At 46.6% G+C, this 18,278-nt stretch carries 13 protein-coding genes; 9 read left to right on the top strand and 4 right to left on the bottom strand.

Annotated elements, in window-relative coordinates:
- Positions 1 to 1,108: 1,108 nt before the first annotated feature.
- Positions 1,109 to 5,944 carry an NAD-glutamate dehydrogenase gene (locus tag ACN0W5_RS00140; RefSeq protein ID WP_417452267.1) on the top strand — a complete coding sequence of 1,612 codons (4,836 nt, stop codon included), beginning with the start codon at positions 1,109 to 1,111 and terminating at the stop codon, positions 5,942 to 5,944.
- A gap of 173 nt (positions 5,945 to 6,117) precedes the next feature.
- Here the strand turns inward: ACN0W5_RS00140 and ACN0W5_RS00135 are convergent, their stop codons facing one another.
- Both ACN0W5_RS00135 and ACN0W5_RS00130 read right to left on the bottom strand, forming a co-directional pair.
- Positions 6,118 to 6,438, bottom strand: a complete 321-nt coding sequence (locus tag ACN0W5_RS00135) for a YbjQ family protein (protein WP_417452266.1) — start codon at positions 6,436 to 6,438, stop codon at positions 6,118 to 6,120.
- 142 nt (positions 6,439 to 6,580) lie between these two features.
- Complete coding sequence (locus ACN0W5_RS00130) at positions 6,581 to 7,432, bottom strand: substrate-binding periplasmic protein (protein WP_417452265.1); 852 nt, start codon at positions 7,430 to 7,432, stop codon at positions 6,581 to 6,583.
- A gap of 198 nt (positions 7,433 to 7,630) precedes the next feature.
- On the opposite strand from ACN0W5_RS00130, the gene ACN0W5_RS00125 reads away from it, so the two are divergent.
- Complete coding sequence (locus ACN0W5_RS00125; RefSeq protein ID WP_417452264.1) at positions 7,631 to 8,260, top strand: YaeQ family protein; 630 nt, start codon at positions 7,631 to 7,633, stop codon at positions 8,258 to 8,260.
- Between the two features lie 125 nt (positions 8,261 to 8,385).
- Complete coding sequence (locus ACN0W5_RS00120) at positions 8,386 to 8,970, top strand: helix-turn-helix domain-containing protein (RefSeq protein WP_417452263.1); 585 nt, start codon at positions 8,386 to 8,388, stop codon at positions 8,968 to 8,970.
- 217 nt (positions 8,971 to 9,187) lie between these two features.
- Here ACN0W5_RS00120 and ACN0W5_RS00115 read toward each other — a convergent pair whose 3' ends face one another.
- Positions 9,188 to 9,589 carry a rhodanese-like domain-containing protein gene (locus ACN0W5_RS00115; protein WP_417452262.1) on the bottom strand — a complete coding sequence of 134 codons (402 nt, stop codon included), beginning with the start codon at positions 9,587 to 9,589 and terminating at the stop codon, positions 9,188 to 9,190.
- A gap of 223 nt (positions 9,590 to 9,812) precedes the next feature.
- Between ACN0W5_RS00115 and ftrA the strand changes: the two genes are divergently transcribed.
- A complete protein-coding gene (gene ftrA / locus ACN0W5_RS00110) occupies positions 9,813 to 10,766 on the top strand; it encodes a transcriptional regulator FtrA (protein ID WP_417452261.1) in 954 nt (317 codons plus the stop codon).
- A gap of 338 nt (positions 10,767 to 11,104) precedes the next feature.
- Here the strand turns inward: ftrA and ACN0W5_RS00105 are convergent, their stop codons facing one another.
- Positions 11,105 to 11,503, bottom strand: coding sequence for a GFA family protein (locus tag ACN0W5_RS00105; protein WP_417452260.1), 399 nt, complete (start codon positions 11,501 to 11,503; stop codon positions 11,105 to 11,107).
- Between the two features lie 232 nt (positions 11,504 to 11,735).
- On the opposite strand from ACN0W5_RS00105, the gene ACN0W5_RS00100 reads away from it, so the two are divergent.
- The 5 genes from ACN0W5_RS00100 to ACN0W5_RS00080 all read left to right on the top strand — a co-directional run bounded on the left by ACN0W5_RS00100 (position 11,736) and on the right by ACN0W5_RS00080 (position 18,082).
- Positions 11,736 to 12,926: a glycine C-acetyltransferase gene (locus ACN0W5_RS00100; RefSeq protein WP_417452259.1), complete on the top strand. Its 1,191-nt coding sequence runs from the start codon at positions 11,736 to 11,738 to the stop codon at positions 12,924 to 12,926.
- Between the two features lie 325 nt (positions 12,927 to 13,251).
- Positions 13,252 to 14,280 (top strand): L-threonine 3-dehydrogenase, encoded by a 1,029-nt coding sequence (gene tdh / locus ACN0W5_RS00095; protein WP_417452258.1) that lies wholly within the window; start codon positions 13,252 to 13,254, stop codon positions 14,278 to 14,280.
- 98 nt (positions 14,281 to 14,378) lie between these two features.
- Positions 14,379 to 15,998: an AAA family ATPase gene (locus ACN0W5_RS00090; RefSeq protein ID WP_417452257.1), complete on the top strand. Its 1,620-nt coding sequence runs from the start codon at positions 14,379 to 14,381 to the stop codon at positions 15,996 to 15,998.
- Between the two features lie 4 nt (positions 15,999 to 16,002).
- A complete protein-coding gene (locus tag ACN0W5_RS00085) occupies positions 16,003 to 17,067 on the top strand; it encodes a hypothetical protein (RefSeq protein ID WP_417452256.1) in 1,065 nt (354 codons plus the stop codon).
- Between the two features lie 112 nt (positions 17,068 to 17,179).
- Entirely contained in the window at positions 17,180 to 18,082 is a 903-nt protein-coding gene (locus tag ACN0W5_RS00080; protein ID WP_417452255.1) for a LysR family transcriptional regulator, read from the top strand.
- Positions 18,083 to 18,278: the final 196 nt, after the last annotated feature.

Here is an 18,278-nt window from a genome sequence, read left to right as displayed (position 1 = left end):
ATTCGGCGATAACGTCACCAGATTTATTTTCAAGTTTACTGTGAAGTAATTCTGGTTTTACTTGCTTCATGAACCATTTGCTAAAGGATGTAAGTTCTAGGGTGCTAACGTCTGCTTCTATGAGGAGACAATATCTTTCCTTGGTTCTCGAGGCGGATAAATCTGCGAGCACATCGTACTGATGCCGAATCAGGGTTTCTCTTATTTCGTCGACTGACAGCGATGTGGCAGAGAAATTTATTCTGATGAATTTGTAGGGATTATATAGTCTTGGACTAGATAGGCTATGTTGCTGTGGCAGCGCAGATGTATTCATGATCGGATCTCTTATGGCGAAGAATTGAACAAGCAGACGTGATGATGGTCGTTGACATTTTCATGCCCCCGGTCATTCGCGTGCTCGTATACATTCGCGCAAAAATTTCTGTGGTTATCCGATACATGCTCATAGAGTTACCTCGTCTCATGTTTTAATGCAAGTCGCAGATGACTAAGCCACAAAGGTGTCATTTTATTTTATGACCCCAACAGCACGCAGAGAATTTTTCGGCGTGATCGTTGTGAACTTTACCAAGTTGTCTCTTTTTTAGTGTTCGGCATGCCCACTTTCTATCTTTGAGACTCACAATCTGTTGGTATCATAGGAAGGGAAGATTGTGGATATTTTGCGGCTTGAAGGTGTTTCAAAAATAGAAATTGCTCATTAATTTTATTTTCCAGATAAAGTTAGCTGTATCAAAGGGCTATTGCAAAGAGGATGGTCACCCTTCCATTGGCGACTCTAAACGAATTTGTGCATTGATGATCGGCTTAAATAACTTAGGCCCATGGTATAAATAGATAAGATCAATGGACTGTTTTTGTTCTCTTCAATTTGGTGGTTTTACCATATATTTTTTAAACCTATTGGCGAAAATAATGTGGATAACTTTACTCTTTTGTAAGTATTGAAAAAATATCCTGTAGGCGACGCATTTTTTACTAACAAAGGTCCTGAAATAGGTTAACGTGGTTTGTCCTCCACCTTTAAGGGCGGACCTGGGGTGGGGACGTCGAATAGAGCAATATCCTAATAATTAAAAAGCGACAGCGGTCCGAGGAAAGAATAATGGCTATTCATGGCAATAGCAGTACATCTGAATGTATTGATAAAGTAGTCGAACTGATTCACAAAAAAATAAGTGCTGATAAAGCCCAGATGATTGAGCAGTTCGTACGTACTTTTTATGAAAACGTCCCACCGGATGATTTACGTGAAGAGACAGCAGATAACCTTTTTGGGGCCGCCTTGGCTCTTTGGGGGCAGTTGCAGCAACGTGCGAAAGACGAAACCAAAATAAGGGTCTATAACCCCAAACCCGAAGAACACGGGTGGAAATCGTCCCACACGATTATCGAAGTTGTTAACAATGACATGCCGTTTCTGGTGGATTCAGTTACGGCTGCGTTGGAACGATTGGATGTCGAAGTTCATCTGGTCGTGCACCCCGTCCTGAGTTGTATTCGCGATGCAAAGGGTAAGCTAAGCTGTATTAATGCGGTTGGTGGCGACAAGGGAATCCTGACAGAATCTGTGATGCACATACAGATCAGCGAGCAGGTGGTCGAAAGCCATACCCAGATTGCCCACGAATTGACCAAAGTTTTCGACGATGTGAAAGCGGCTGTGGAAGACTGGAAACCAATGCTTGGCAAAATGAGCGAAGTCATTGGTGAGCTTAAAAAATCTCCGCCATCACTATCCAAAACAGAAATTAGCGAGTCTATTTCTTTCCTAGAGTGGATGACTCAGGATAATTTCACTTTCCTTGGATATCGCGAATACAAGTTCGAAGGTGAAGGTACCAATGCAATTTTAAAGGTACACCCTGATTCTTTGGGCTTACTGCGCGATATTGATGTTCATGTTTTTGACGGTCTAAGAGACTTTGGGTCTTTGCCGGCAGAAGTCCGAGATTTCATGACCAAGCCTGTTCTGTTGCGAATAACAAAGGCTAACCGTCGTTCAACAGTTCATCGGGCTGTTCATCTTGATACAATTGCTGTGAAACGCTTTGATGCCAAGGGACGGGTGATCGGCGAAATTTTATTCGCGGGTCTTTTAACCTCGACGGCCTATGCCTGTTCACCAAGTGATATTCCGTTGTTACGTCATAAGGTTAAGAAGGTTCTGGACAAGTCCGGTTTTAAATCCGGCAGTCACGATAGCAAGGGATTAACCCATATCCTGGATACCTACCCCCGGGATGAGCTGTTCCAGATTTCCAGTGCTGAACTTTCGACGATATCTCACGGTATTCTTCATCTGCAAGAACGCCGCCGGATTGCGCTTTTTGTACGTAAGGATCCTTTTGAACGCTTTGTTTCCTGTTTGACATATATTCCACGTGACCGTTTTGATACGGCTCTGCGTCGTAAAATTGGGGAAATTCTTTGTAGTGCTTATAATGGTCAGATCAGTGCGTTTTTTACCCATTTGTCCGATACGGTTCTTGCGCGGGTTCATTTCATTGTAAAGACCACCCGCGGTCAGGTACCCGATGTGGATGTCAGTGAGTTAGAAGCACGTATTGCTGATGCTGGTCGTTCCTGGGAAGATCGCCTTGAACGAGTCTTGATAGAGGATCGGGGCGAGGAACAGGGTATCCGGGCCATGCGTCGCCTAGGGGCTGCTTTCCCAGTTAATTATCAGGAACATTTTAACGAAAACGATGCCGTTTTTGATATCACCCGGGCCGAAGAAGCGCTTGAGGGTGATGGCTTGTCCATGAACCTTTACCGTCCGCTTGGTGCTGATCCCGAGCAAGTTAGGTTCAAGATTTATTTACGCGATAATCCGGTTCCATTGTCTGATGTCTTGCCGATGTTGGAAAACATGGGGTTGAAAGTTTTCAGTGAGATCCCGTATCACTTCAGTTCTCATGAAACAGGTGAAAGCGTGTGGATGCACGATTTCAATATGGTGATTTCTGGTGATCAGGAAATTTCTATTTCCAGTTTACGTGAAGGATTTCACGAGGCCTTTGCCTCTGTCTGGCATGGGCAGATGGAAAATGATGGCTTTAACAGGCTGGTTCTGATTGCAGGTTTAAAAGTTCGCGAAGTCACTGTTTTGCGTGCCTATTGCAAGTACTTACTTCAGGCACAGATTCCTTTTTCTCAAAGCTATATGGAACAGACTCTGGCGAATAATCCGAACATTACCCGGATGCTTGTCGACCTTTTCCTTGTGCGCTTTATGGGCAAAGGGACAGAGCGGGACGAACAACTTGCGGATGATCTCAACAAAAAGATCAACGAAGCGTTGGATGGTGTCAGCAATCTTGATGAAGACAGAATTATTCGCCGTTTCCGTAATGTGATTGAATGCACGCTGCGGACAAACTTCCTGCAGAAAACAGAAGAAGGTGCGTTCAAGACTTATCTGTCGTTCAAGCTGAACTCGGAAAAGATTACTGATCTTCCCTTGCCAAGGCCGTATCGTGAAATCTTTGTTTACAGCCCTGACATAGAGGGTGTGCACCTTCGTTTTGGTCCTGTTGCCCGTGGTGGCTTGCGTTGGTCAGACCGTCGGGAAGACTTCAGAACTGAAGTTCTCGGCCTTGTGAAAGCGCAGCAGGTGAAGAACTCAGTTATCGTACCTGTGGGCTCCAAGGGTGGTTTTGTGGTTAAGAACCCACCGCCAGCGAGCGAAGGGCGCGAAGCTTTTATCGACTCAGGTATCGAGTGCTATAAAACCTTCATCCGTGGTTTGCTGGATCTAACCGATAATTTGGTCGCTGGTGACGTTGTACCACCGGAAAGATTGATCCGCCGTGATGGGGATGATCCTTATCTGGTTGTGGCGGCTGATAAGGGAACAGCAACCTTCTCTGACATCGCTAATGGCGTATCTGTTGATTATGGTTTCTGGCTTGATGATGCTTTTGCTTCTGGCGGTTCAGCTGGGTATGACCACAAAAAAATGGGTATTACAGCCAAAGGTGCGTGGGAATCTGTCAAACGTCACTTCCGCGAATTGGGCAAGGATATCCAGTCCGAACCTTTCACGGCAATTGGTGTGGGCGACATGTCTGGTGATGTTTTTGGCAACGGGATGCTGCTGTCTGATCAGACCAAGCTTGTCGGTGCCTTTAACCATCTTCATATTTTTGTCGATCCGGATCCCGATGTGGCGAAATCTTTTGCTGAACGCAAGCGCCTCTTTGATCTGCCGCGTTCGTCTTGGGCAGACTATAACGAGAAACTGATTTCCAAGGGGGGCGGGATCTTTGATCGTAGTGCCAAGTCACTGAAAATTGGTGCTGAAGTAAAAGCATTGTTTGATATTGCCGAAGACGAATTGGCACCCAATGACTTGCTCCGTGCCATGTTGAAATCCAAAGCTGAATTGCTTTGGTTTGGTGGCATTGGAACCTACGTGAAACATTCCAGTGAAACCAATGGCGATGCCGGGGACCGCGCGAATGATGCCCTGCGTCTCAATGGTAAGGAACTGCGTTGTAGCGTTGTCGGTGAGGGTGCCAATCTAGGCATGACCCACCGGGCACGTATTGAATACGCGCAAAACGGTGGTCGTGTGAATGCGGACTTCCTGGATAACTCTGCGGGTGTTGATTGTTCTGACCACGAGGTGAATATCAAAATTCTGCTCGGCGCTGTCGAACAGGACGGCGATATGACCCGTAAACAGCGTGACAAGCTGCTGGAATCCATGACCGATGAAGTTGGCGAACTGGTCTTGCGAGATAACTATCTACAAAGTCAGGCGATCTCGGTCACGGCCAATATCGGTGGGCGCTTGCTTGACCGAATTGCCCGTTATATGCGGTCATTGGAGAAACAGGGGCTGCTCAACCGTGTCATCGAATACCTGCCTGATGATGAAATGGTGCTCGAGCGCATGAAACAAGGTCTTGGCTTTGAAAGGCCAGAACTTGCGACCCTCATGTCCTATAGCAAGATCTCTCTTTATGATGAATTATTGGGCTCAAACTTGCCCGATGATTCCTATATGGAAGATACGCTGATTGATTATTTCCCAACGGCCTTGCGGAAAAAGTTTGCCAAGCAAATTGGCGAACACCGCCTGCGTCGTGAAATTATTGCCACGGCAGTGACCAATGACATGGTCAACCGTGTCGGGATTACCTTTGTCTATGAGGTAAAGGAAAAAACCGGCATGGCGTCCTGTGACATTGCACGGGCCTATACCATTGCCCGCGAAGTGTTCGATATGAACTCGTTGTTTGCGATGATCGAAGGGTTGGATAACAAAGCACCTGCGTCGCTTCAGGCAACGCTTTTGGCGGAATGTGGTCGATTGATTGAACAGGGAACCGTCTGGTTCCTGCGTCATGGCGCACACCCGCTGGATATCCGTAAAGAGGTTGATTCCTATGGCAAGGAAGTTGGTACTATTTCTGATCAGCTGGAAAAACTTCTGTCCAAGGAAAACACCGTGCTTCTGAAAAAGAAAATTGCTGATTTCAAGGCGCAGGGCGTTCCAGCAGATATTGCGAAGCGGATTGCGGGTCTGCGTCTTTTGACGCCAGCCTGTGATATCGTACGCCTTGCTCATACGTTGAAAATGCCAGTGGATACCGTTGGTAGCACCTATTTCTCTATCGGAGAACGCTATGGTTTTGACTGGTTGCGAAGTGCCGCGGGGCGTCTGCCGAGTGAATCTGCATGGGATAAACTGGCTGTGACGGCAATTGTCGATGATCTCTATGGGCATCAGGGGGAATTAACGTCCCGTGTGCTCGAAGCGGCGGGACAAACCGATCGTGTCGAAGCGGCCATCAAAGAGTGGGCTGAATCCAAACGGCCACTGGTAAACCGGACCGAACAGATCCTCGCGGAATTGAACGCTGCTGGAAAGCCAGACTATGCGATGCTGGCGGTTGCCAACCGCCAACTCAAGAACATGGTCTCTTCCTAAGCAACAGTGTTGCTCTGCTTTTTAAGGGCTTAAGTATAAAGGCCAGCTTCAATATAGAAGCTGGCCTTTATTATTGCTGATATCTATTTAAGCCGTGGCTCTCAAAAGAAAAAGGCCGATGCAACCGCACCGACCTCAATCAAAAACCATACAAAGTGTACATACGGCGTATATTAAGCGTCTTCGAGAACCACAGCCGTGCCATTAACGCTGACCATCAACATAGAGCCCCCGATTGATTCATAATCCAGGTCAACACCGATAACGGCATTGGCACCGACTTCTTCGGCTTGTTCGATCATGTCGTTCATGGCGTGATTTTTGGCAGCGCGCAGGGCTTTTTCATAGCCACCAGCGCGCCCACCGAGGACGTCGGTAATCTTGGCGAAAAAATCTTTGACAAAGTTAGCGCCGACAATGGCATCTCCGCTGACAATACCTTTATAGGCAACGATGCGTTTTCCTTCGATGGAATCAGTTGTGACGATTTGCATGAAAGCTCCCCGTTTCTAAAGTGATTTATTGAATAAAATTGCTTGTCTATTCATGCCTTCTCAGTAGACAGATGGCAATAATCTAAGGAAAATATTATAAATGGATATCAAATGTCTGAGAACTAAATGCACAGATATAAGCTCAACGTGTGGCGCCAACGTATTTTTCGATCACTAGGCGGTCTTTTCCGTCGGCGCGGTATTTTGCAAGTTGCTGGTTAAAGGAATCCCGAAGACTTTTGTCATTAAATCCCACCGCGGCCTCTACCTTGGGAAAGACATCGTGGTCATCAAACACGCTTAAATCTCTATTTTTATTTTCTTTTCTGTAAAAATAATAAAAAATATTCGCATCCAGAACAGCGGCTGAATACCTTTCCATCAACAAAAGTTCCGGCATCGCGCCAACGTTATTTATTTCGTTATAGGAAATCGCTTTTGCTGTGGCATTGGTGAAAATCGTTCCAAAATACCCCCCTGCACCGATAAAGGTTACAATTCTGTGATTACTCAAAGAGCTTAAGTCATAGATTTTGTCCTTGTTTTGGCTGAGGGTGAAAACGGTGGGCTTGTAATCGATGATAGCATTCGATGTGTAATAGCCCTCTCTGTCTGCTTCAAAAAAAACAGGCACGGCAACATCGGCATCGTCTTGGTTTACCATGCTTAACGCGCGTTTTGCTGGCACAAATCGGACCGTGGATATGAATCCCATTTCATCCAGAACACCGCGCAGGATGTCTAAGTCCATGCCGCCTTTTTCGGTGGCAATGACATGTGGCGGATAGTCTGTGGCGACAATGCGTATGGTTTGTCTTTTACGAATATCTTTTTTAGGGGGTACTTCCTGCGCAGAGACACTGGTTAAAAAGGAACCAAGAATCGGTCCCAAAAACAAAACCGCAAGCAAAGTCGAAAACGGGCCAATTAACAGGCCGACAAGCTGTCTCGTTAATACAGGGATGTTTTTTAACCAACTGTGATTCAAGGACAAGCTTTCCTCCCACGATCTACCTGTCTTTGGTCCAATCCTAGCGTAAGTTTGTCAACTATAGATTAAGGCAATTCCTGTTATCTTGCCGTCCATAAGGGTAATAATATCATCGCCTGTCGTTTCCCCTTTCACAAAGTCGTTAATCCCAGTAAAGAAAGCAGATAGATAAGGCAAAGAAACAGACAGAGTAAACGCACATTGCGGTTCCAAAGTAATACCCAGACTAATCACCGCTTATCATTCCGTTCCATCAAACCCCCAAAAACAAAACAGGCACACCCCATGGCAAAAAATGCCACCATTTATAAAGTCGAACTTTCCGTTACTGATATGGATCGCTCCTATTACGAGACCCATAATCTGACTATTGCCAAACACCCTTCGGAAACGGATGAACGTTTGATGGTGCGCGTGTTGAGCTTTGCCCTGAACGCCCATGAACAGCTGGAATTCACCCGTGGCCTTTCGACCGAGGATGAACCGGACCTTTGGCAGAAAAGCCTGAGTGGCGAGATTGATCTGTGGATTGCGCTGGGCATGCCGGGGGAAAAGATCGTGCGCCAGTCTTGCGGCAAAGCCAACAAGGTGATGATCTATTGCTATGGCGGTTCCACAGCCGAGATGTGGTGGGAGAAAATCAAAAACAGCACCACCCGCTTTGATAATCTGGAAGTGATAAACTTCTCACGAGAAGACACCCGCGCCTTGGCAGAGCTTGCCAACCGCTCCATGAGGCTCTCCGTGACCATTCAGGACGGCGATGTCATGGTCGCGATTGACGACAGTACGTTGCATGTGACGCCGATTAAGTGGAAAAACGTGGGTTAGGGAGTTTTGTTCTATTCGCGTGGTTGCATATCTTTCTTTTGTATTCTTCAAAACCTCTTCTATCTGGCGCCTTCTTTGAAAATCCACTATGGTGGAAATTCCACTAAAGGGGTTTTAGGCAAGGTATGAGTACAAAACGCAAGGGTGTTCCGCAGATTGGGGATAAGGTGCGGGATGCGCGCAAGGAAAAGAAATTGACGCTGGATCAGTTGGCGAAGCTTTCGGGGGTATCCAAATCCATGCTCTCGCAGATAGAGCGCGGACAGGCCAACCCGACCTTTGCGACGCTCTGGAGCCTGACGCAAAGCTTTGGCATGGATATTTATGAACTGTTAGAGGGCGCACCGCGTGAGCCGGAAGTGGTCAAGATAGAGGCCGTGCCCGCAAACCTGACGCCCACCATGTCCAGCCCGGACGGCAGTTGTGTGATGCGTATTCTCTCCCCCGTTGAAAACGCCGCGCTGTGCGAATGGTACGAACTGAGCTTCGAAGCCGCAGGGGCCTTGCGCTCTGATCCTCATGTCGAAGGGACCCGCGAACACCTGACGGTGTTGTCGGGTCGGATCGAAGTTGAATCAGCTGGTGATAGCGAAACCGTCGAAGCAGGCGGCACCGCCCGCTACCCCGCCGATTGCGACCATGCCTTGATCAATGTAGGCGATAGCGCCGCCGTTGCTTTGCTTGTGGTTGAGCGTCTTCAAGGGCTGTAATTTCGGGTTGAACGCTAAGGGCTAAACTATTTTTGATTAGGCATCTGCATCGACGTATTCGTGTCGGGCAGATGTCTTTTCTGTTTGTAAGTGCTGCAAATCTATATCTCGTGATTCAGGTCATTCCATGATCCACGCAATGATGTCTGTCGGGCTCTGATTCTGTCGTTAGTGATCTCTAGTTGACGTCAAAAATAATCAGCCCCCCAAAAAAACATCAGGTAATACCTGTGACCAGGTCAAAGCCTTCGTCTTTCCAGCCTTCGATGCCACCGATTAGCTCTTTGACCTGATAGCCCAGTTTGGCGAGGCGGATGGCGGCTTTGTTGGCACCGTTACAGTGCGGTCCTGCGCAATAGACGACGTACAGGGTGTCATTGGGATAGTCACGCATCTTGCGGGCAATGATCTTTCCGTGGGGCAGGTTGATCGCTTTGGGAATATGCCCGGCTGCGTAGAGATCTGGCGATCGCACATCTAGCAAGACAAAGTCCTGTTCCTGTTCGGTGAGGGCATAGTGGGTATCCCAGCAATCAGTTTCCACACGCAGGCGGCGTTCAAAATGTTCCAACGCTTCGTCAGGGGCTGCGGCGGGAACAAGGGCGACGTTAGAAGTCATTGATCTGTCTCCAAAATCTTCGTGTTCAATAAATGATGAAAATGATCATAGAGCCACTTTTTATGCTTGCCTATTGGCATAAATGACTATATTCATATAAATAATGCCAATTAATTCAAATGGTGAAAAATCTGCCATGCCACAAAAGTCACAAAAACCTCGCCAGAAGTCAGTCCAGAAAACGATCTCAAAAAAGAACCTGGAAGTGTCGCAGGAAGCGTCTGTGAAAAAGCCAAACCACCTTGTTGCTGCGGTGGTCTATGACGGCCTCTGTACCTTTGAGTACGGTATGGTTGTTGAGGCCTTTGGTCTGGATCGTCCTGAGTTTGACGAATGGTATGACTTCACAACTTGTTCGGCGGATAGTGGTCCTTGTCGTGCTCTTGGTGGGCTTCAGGTCTCGGCTGAAAAGGGGCTGGAAGTACTTGAAAAGGCGGACACCATCGTGGTGCCGGGTTGGCGTTCCGTGCACGAACGCCCGCCAGAAGCTTTGTTGGAAGCTATCTGGGCAGCCTACTATCGTGGGGCCAGAATTGTATCGATCTGTTCCGGTGTCTTTGTCTTGGCGGCGGCAGGAATCCTAAGAAATCAAAAGGTCACGACTCATTGGCGCTATGCGGACCTTTTGGCAGAAACCTATCCCGATCTGCACGTTGATCCCAATGTTCTCTTTATTGATGAGGGGCGAATCATGACCTCGGCGGGGTCAGCGGCGGGTCTTGACCTCTGTCTCAATATTATCCGCAGTGATTTTGGCCCAGCAATCGCCAATAAAGTTGCCAAGCGTCTGGTGCTTCCGGCACAACGCGATGGCGGACAGGCTCAGTTTATCGACCGTCCGCAAGTACGTCGCGAATTGGCGATGGATGACTTGCTGGCATGGATCAGAAAGCATCTGCACACACCGTTGCGGGTGGAAGAACTTGCTAAGCGCGCGCATATGAGTCTGCGCACCTTTATCCGGCGATTCAAGGAAGCAACAGGTTTGCCCCCAGCTAAGTGGATGATTCAAGAACGCCTGGCGCTGGCCTGTACCTGTCTGGAAGAAACCGCGATGTCTGTGGAAGAAATTGCCTCGCACTGTGGCTTTGGCCTTGCCGATACCCTGCGCCACCATTTCCGCGATCAAATGGGAATCAGCCCGACCCGATACCGCCAGAACTATCAGATTCTTTGATTCTACTAAGTGGTTTGTGGCAGCGCCACGGGTATTAGTCTAGAGCTTGAGGCTGAGAGCGTGATTCCTTTGGTGAAGTTCATACGCTTGTCATTGAAGCTCTTCTTATGATTCACGCTCTGGGTTGGAAGGTTACTGATTCAGTCCTTTTACATCAGGGATGAATCAAAGCTGATCCAGATTCATTGATTGAGGTGTGCTTGAAACACATTAAATGAAGGTGTTTGGCGGCAGTTTTTCAATTCAGATGTATCGCTATCAAAATAAGTAGGGCCTGAATCCTAATAGCACTTACTCAAGGCTTTGCCCTGAAGAGCGAACAAAAGAACAGAAGCGGCCTAGTCCCTATCCTCTGAGCGACCTGTGTCATCACGATCACGTTCGTATTGTTTTGCATGGGGAAAGGCGGGCAGAGAGGTTTCGCGACGAATGGTCCAGCTTTCATAGCTGGGAACCAACTGGTCAGGGGTATCCAGCGTTCCCAAATGCACTTCAATCTCATCATCCGTCTGTGCAAAAACAGATGACCCGCAGTCAGGGCAGAAATGCCGTCCCTTATAGTGATGTGTGTCGCCCTGAATCACCACGGCATCTTGTGGGAACACAGCGGCGGCATAAAAAAGCGCGCCATGGTGTTTGCGGCAATCCATACAGTGACAAACACCAACCCGATAGGGCTTCCCAGATGCCACAAGCCGAACCTTGCCGCACTGGCATCCTCCGGTGAACTGTTCCATGTTGAGCCTTCCTGAAAACCGTGATTTGTTTCGTGTGTTAGTTTGGTATGCTTCAAGATATGATAGTATTGCGTACAAAGACTATAAGGGGAAACAGGAGTTTTGTTATTCACAGGTTGCTGTTCTCGGATCTCGGGCAAAATTCCAAACAGTAAGTGACTTGACGAATCCCTTATACTAGATAATATATCTACTATATTGAACTTCCATTAAAACGGGATTGTGTCGCATTATGAGTAAGTCCATTATCAAGCATCTTACGGGTGAAATCGCCACCTTGAAGGAATCTGGCCTCTACAAGGCAGAGCGGGTGATTGAATCATCCCAGTCCTCGGCGATCAAGGTTCAGTCCTCGGGTGAAGTTCTGAACTTCTGCGCCAATAACTATCTTGGCCTGTCCAATGATTCAGGTTTGGTCACGGCGGCGCAAAAGGCACTGGATGCTTATGGCTTTGGGCTTTCTTCCGTGCGTTTTATCTGTGGTACGCAGGACATTCATAAAGAGCTTGAAGACCGTCTTTCCTGCTTTCTGGGACAGGAAGACACCATTCTCTATTCCTCTTGTTTTGATGCCAACGCTGGTCTGTTTGAAACGATCCTCGGGGCCGAAGATGCGGTGATCAGCGATGCCTTGAATCACGCCAGTATCATCGATGGGGTTCGCCTCTGCAAAGCCAAGCGCTACCGCTATGCCAACAGTGATATGGACGAGCTGGAACGCTGCCTGAAAGAGGCACAAGACCAGCGTTTCCGTTTGATCGTGACAGACGGTGTTTTCTCGATGGATGGTTATATTGCCAACCTGCCCGCAATCTGTGATCTGGCGGACAAGTACGACGCACTGGTGATGGTGGACGACAGCCATTCCGTCGGTTTTATGGGACCAAACGGTGCCGGTACGCCGGATTACTGGGGTCTGCGTGACCGTGTTGATATTATCACAGGCACATTGGGTAAGGCTCTGGGCGGGGCATCCGGTGGCTATACCTCTGCGAAAAAAGAGATCGTGGATTGGCTGCGCCAGCGCTCACGCCCCTATCTCTTCTCCAACTCTCTGGCCCCTGTGATCACAGCGACCACTCTAGCGGTGCTTGATTTGGTGGAAAACGGGCAAGACCTGCGCGCCAAGTTGGTTGAAAACAGCAACCACTTCCGCAAAGGCATGACCGAGCTAGGCTTTGATTTGCTCCCCGGCGAGCATCCGATTATTCCAGTAATGATCGGCGACGCGGCCCTTGCAACCAAGTTGGCAGATGCGCTGTTACAGCGTGGCATTTATGTCATCGGCTTCTCGTTCCCCGTGGTGCCAAAAGGACAGGCGCGCATCCGCACCCAAATGTCGGCAGCCCACACGAAAGAACAGATCGACCGTGCCATAAAAGCCTTCGGCGAAGCCGGAAAAGAAGTGGGAATAATAAGTTAACTAGGTTTTGTGCGCTCAAGCGTCGCTGAGACTTTCCTCGCTCCGCTGCGGGCGCCCGGTCGGGCTTGCCAGATCCGTTATAGGATCTGGTTGGAGCTAAACTAAGCAAGCAGGAGCTATCTCCAAATTGCTTACCGCAATTTGGCAAGCCCAAGTGGGCGCCCGAGTTAATACGAGGACAAGCATGCGCGGCGCTTGAGCGCAATACGCTTTCTTGAGAAGCGGTACAAACCTTCTCAGTGGCGCTTGAACGATAGAGAAGTTCTCTACTTAGAGAACGGAGCGATAATCATATACCAGCCTCTGGCTGGTTGGAGTTAAAAACATGAAAACCTTGGCAAAGTTAAAGGCAGAACCTGGCATCTGGATGCGCGATGAAGCCAAACCGGAAATCGGTCCCAATGATGTCCTGATCAAGATCCGCAAGTCGTCGATCTGTGGCACTGATGTGCATATCTACAATTGGGATGATTGGGCCAAGGCGACCATTCCTGTGGGCATGACCGTGGGTCACGAATACGTTGGTACAATCGAAGAGGTTGGCAGTCAGGTCTCGCATCTGGAAATCGGACAGCGTGTCTCTGGCGAAGGCCATTTGACCTGTGGGCATTGCCGCAACTGTCGGGCGGGGCGGCGTCATCTCTGTCGCAATACCGAAGGCGTTGGTGTTAACCGCACAGGCTCGTTTGCCGAATATCTCTGCCTGCCTGCCAGTAACGTCTTTATCCTGCCCGATGATATTTCTGACGATATCGCGGCAATCCTTGACCCCTTTGGCAATGCTGCCCATACGGCTCTGTCCTTTGATGTGGTTGGCGAAGACGTGCTGATCACAGGCGCTGGTCCCATCGGCATTATGGCGGCGGCAATCTGTCGTCATGTCGGCGCCCGCCACGTGGTGATTACCGATATCAATCCCTACCGGCTGGAACTGGCCAAAAAGATGGGCATCAAGCATGCCGTCAATGTAACGGAAAGTTCAATCGAAGAAGTTATGGCCGACCTTGGCATGACAGAGGGTTTTGACGTCGGTCTCGAAATGTCCGGTAGCGAACCCGCCTTTAATGGGATGCTTGGCGCCATGAATCACGGTGGTCGCATCGCCATGCTGGGTATTCCCCCCGGCCGCATGGGTATTGACTGGAACGAAGTGATCTTCAAAGGTCTCGTGATCAAGGGCATCTATGGTCGCGAAATGTTCGAAACCTGGTACAAAATGGCCGCCCTGATCCAAGGCGGCCTCGACCTGACCCCGATCATCACCCACCACTTCAGCATCGACGACTTCCAACAAGGCTTCGACATCATGTGTTCCGGCAATTCTGGTAAAGTGATTCTGGATTGGGGATGTTAGAATAAAATTTGACAACCAAAAGATGATTATTAATGTAAGTGTTATTACTATAGAAGTATTTGACTTCTAATTATCTGTATGTAAATCGAAAGCTTACTATGAAATTATCTTACTCAGTCAAAAACCTTAGGCGGCTTTCTGGTTCAAAAAGTGTCGAAATTAGGCCGATTACAATTCTTTTGGGAAGAAATAGTGTAGGTAAAAGCACTTTTTTAAGGTCCTTTCCCTTACTTCGTCAATCAATAGAGACAAAATCTAGCGCCCCAATCCTTTGGTACGGTGATTATGTTGATTTTGGAAATTTTGAGTCAGCTGTAAAGAATCAAGATATTGATAAAGTTATAGAGTTTTCTTTTGAAATAAAAGAATCAGAAGTGATTTACCGCCAAGATCAATTTGATAGAAGGCCGCGATTTTTTCGTGGAAGTAGAATTCAATCATATTATTTTGATGATGCAAATATTACTTACGGATTAAGTTCTCATATCAGAAATACGGTCCGAAAATTTATTAAAATTTATGTACCTCAGTTTGGTAGCTTACTTAAAATTGATTTTGATAAAACTGGGGCTGAAGTCCAAAGGATACTAATAGATAATTTGGACATACAGGAAGTATTTCCTGATATAAAGTTGAGATTTTCATCAAGTGATTTGTTTGGCTATCCTGACTTTACGATTAAAGATGTTCATGAAAAAAGAGAAATTTATAGGCCATTTCCTTTCCAATATTACGTTCGACAAAAGCTCCGAAAGTTACTTCGAGAAGATGTTGGTATGCGAGTTGGTGATGAAACTCTTAATGAAGAAGTGAATAGAATTTTAAAGCATAAACAAATAGATAATTCTAGTCTTGATTCCTTAAAGCTTGCAAAGACACAGACCTTTAAGAAATTTTATGAGCGTTTATTAAACGGAAAAAGGGAAAACCTTAAAGGGGTACTTAATAATGTGTGTAAAGCGACTTATTTTTTCAAATTATTCGAAGCAGTAAGTATTAGTTTGTCTCAACATTTTAGTGCAGTTGAATATATTGGCCCTGCCCGCGCAAGAAGTGAGAGATATTATAGACAACAAGAATTAGAAATATCAGATATATCTTTGGATGGTAAAAACTTACCTATGTTTTTAGCGTCGTTAACAAGTACCCGTCAGGATAATTTTTCTGAATGGGTAAAAAAGATTTTCGGATATGGTGTCAAAGTTCATAAAACCGAAGGGCACATAAGTATTAATTTAGAGCAAGATGACCAATTCATTAATGTTGTTGATACGGGGTATGGAGTATCTCAAGTATTACCAGTATTAGCTCAAATTTGGTGGATGCGTCGAGAGAATAGAGGGAGTAGGAGTCAAAGGTCACGTTATGAGGCCAGAAGAGACAATGGTATTAAAACTCTTGCTATTGAACAGCCTGAACTTCATCTACACCCCGCTCATCAAGCCCTGTTGGCAGATGTGTTTGTAGAATCTCTTACATATAAAAGCGGATCTGACAGAGAGTTTGAACAACACTTCCTTGTTGAAACCCATAGTGAAGCATTAATCAATCGGTTAGGGGAGCTAATTGAAGACGGGGATGTTGATGCAAAACATGTTCAAATACTTATTTTCGGCGAAACAAATGAAGGGCAGTCTTCAGAGGAAATTGTAGAAGCTGAATTTAATGAAAAAGGTGTATTGAAAAACTGGCCGTTTGGCTTTTTTAACTACGTGTGAATTTATGCTGATTATATTTGATGTACCTCGTTTGGAACTCGAGCGTGAGAACCTTGATATTATTGAGAATTTATATTCAGAACTTCTTCGAGCAAGTATAAATGGGATTCATCTAGTTGTTATGACTAGAGAAGTTTCGAATTGGGGACTTGAAAATCTTTCCTTAAATAGAAGGGAAACAGCCCATTTGAAATTGATTAAGCAAATTTATACCCAGAATGCGGGTTTGATAGAAATCTCTTTTTGCTCGTTATCCATAGAAATAGGAGAAGATGGACTAACAGAACCCACACCACATAATTACAGGATTAGTCATAAAGAATTACTCGAAGGCAATTATTTATCTGAATCAATATTACTCGTAGAAAATATAGAGAATGATGGTCAACTTTATAAGCATATACTCGGAGAGGTAAAAAATAGCCATAAAGTCAAAAGTTTCAATTTTTCATTGAGAAATGGAGGAGGTTCAACAATTGTTTCCGTTTTTCAGCATGAAATACAGAATGAGAAAGTTGTTGTTTGCATCTGCGATAGTGATAAATATGCACCAAATGATACTATATCTAGTACTTATAGGAACTTGAAAGGCTTATCAAGGCGTCATAAATTTATAGGGCTGTTGAGTGAAACGATAGGTAGGGAAGCTGAAAATATTATTCCACTTGATATAATAAAAGATACATATCTTTGTCCTAACTATGAAAATTACGACCAATTAGAAGAGTTGCTAGAATTACAAAATACTGCAATTCATAATGATTGTTTATGGCTTTTTTTGGATATAAAGAATGGGTTGAATGGGGAGGAATTGCTACAAAGGGGTAAGCTTCCAGCTACGCTACAGTGGATACAAAGTAAATATCTGAGAGATAATAACTCTGAGATACTAAATATTGATGTTCCAGGGTTTGGTGATGCGGTTATTGGGCAATTTCTTAATTCTTGGGAAGCTAAATCTGCTTTCCACTCATTTTTTCGTTCGAATTATTGGACGCTTCACTTTAAAGAGTTTTTTGAACAAATTTATTGGTATTTTGTTTCAAACAAAATCCAAGCAGTAAATTAGATGAATTAATATTTAGATAGAAAATATTAATTCCAAAACAACATTACACGTCTTGAATTTTCTGTTACCTATTCCCCTTTGTCACAAATAAACTCTGACTTAGGGCAGGTATATGGATAATCTTTCGGCGATGGGCATCTTTGTGAAGGTGGTGAACGAGGGCAGCTTTTCGGCGGCGGCGCGGGCGGCATCCCTGACGCCTTCGGCGGTAAGCAAGCAGGTCGGGCGATTGGAAGATCGCCTTGGGGCACGGCTTTTTAATCGCACGACGCGTCATCTTTCCCTGACCGAAGTCGGCAAGGGCTTCTATGAGCGTTGTTGTCAGATTCTGGCGGACGTGGAAGAGGCCGAGGATGCGGTGGCAAATCTGCATGCCGCGCCGCGTGGAACCTTGAAAATCAACGTACCCGTGGCTTTCGGACGCCTGTGGATTACCGGGCTTATTCCTGAATTTATGAGCCTCTATCCCGAAATCAAGCTGGATCTCAATTTACAGGACCGCTTTGTGGATCTGTTGAGTGAAGGCTATGACCTTGCCGTGCGCATTGGCGATCTGGAAGATTCCAGCCTGATCGCGCGCAAGCTGGCGGCCAATCGTCGTGTGGTCTGTGCTTCGCCGGAATACCTCAAAAAGCACGGGGCACCAAAACATCCGAAGGATTTGGAAAATCACGATTGCCTGATCTATGCTTCCCGTGCCTTTCGTAACGACTGGCGCTTTGAAGGACCAGACGGCGCAGAGCTGGTTCATGTCAGTGGCGCAGTAGAAACCAACAATCCCGAAGTCATTATGGATCTGACCTGCAAGAATATGGGCATCAGTCTGTTGCCTCTCTGGCTGGTTGGCCCCGCAATCCGCAAAGCTCATATCGTCGAAGTTCTGCCCGACTACCACGTCCCCGACAGCGCCATCTACGCCATCTACCCCCCAGGCCGACACCTGTCCCCCAAAGTCCGTGTCTTTGTAGATTTCATGGTCGAAAAATTCAACCTACCGGAAAACCATTTTATCTAGGAGACATTGTCTCCTTTTCTGCTGGAGTGGGTTGAAATTACTGTCCTTAAGTAACAAACTGCGTACCTCCAAATCAAATCCTTGATTTGGCAAGCGTGACCACGCGCCCGAGCGCAATACGTCCTCTTAAGGGACGGTATTAATCAAAACCAGATTGATTTCCTCAATCTGGCAAGTCCGACCGGACGCCCGCAGC

The organism is Kiloniella sp., from assembly GCF_048270245.1.
GTDB lineage: Bacteria > Pseudomonadota > Alphaproteobacteria > Kiloniellales > Kiloniellaceae > Kiloniella.
Note: the sequence above shows the minus strand (reverse complement) of the source record. Positions and strands in the feature narration are given on the sequence as shown.

Excerpts from the sequence above, each read along its gene's own strand:
- ACN0W5_RS00080 (WP_417452255.1), top strand. The coding sequence starts at position 17,180 with ATGGATAATCTTTCGGCGATGGGCATCTTTGTGAAGGTGGTGAACGAG.
- ACN0W5_RS00090 (WP_417452257.1), top strand. The coding sequence starts at position 14,379 with ATGAAATTATCTTACTCAGTCAAAAACCTTAGGCGGCTTTCTGGTTCA.
- ACN0W5_RS00105 (WP_417452260.1), bottom strand. The coding sequence starts at position 11,503 with ATGGAACAGTTCACCGGAGGATGCCAGTGCGGCAAGGTTCGGCTTGTG.
- ACN0W5_RS00085 (WP_417452256.1), top strand. The coding sequence starts at position 16,003 with ATGCTGATTATATTTGATGTACCTCGTTTGGAACTCGAGCGTGAGAAC.
- ACN0W5_RS00135 (WP_417452266.1), bottom strand. The coding sequence starts at position 6,438 with ATGCAAATCGTCACAACTGATTCCATCGAAGGAAAACGCATCGTTGCC.
- ACN0W5_RS00115 (WP_417452262.1), bottom strand. The coding sequence starts at position 9,589 with ATGACTTCTAACGTCGCCCTTGTTCCCGCCGCAGCCCCTGACGAAGCG.
- ACN0W5_RS00100 (WP_417452259.1), top strand. The coding sequence starts at position 11,736 with ATGAGTAAGTCCATTATCAAGCATCTTACGGGTGAAATCGCCACCTTG.
- ACN0W5_RS00140 (WP_417452267.1), top strand. The coding sequence starts at position 1,109 with ATGGCTATTCATGGCAATAGCAGTACATCTGAATGTATTGATAAAGTA.
- tdh (WP_417452258.1), top strand. The coding sequence starts at position 13,252 with ATGAAAACCTTGGCAAAGTTAAAGGCAGAACCTGGCATCTGGATGCGC.
- ACN0W5_RS00120 (WP_417452263.1), top strand. The coding sequence starts at position 8,386 with ATGAGTACAAAACGCAAGGGTGTTCCGCAGATTGGGGATAAGGTGCGG.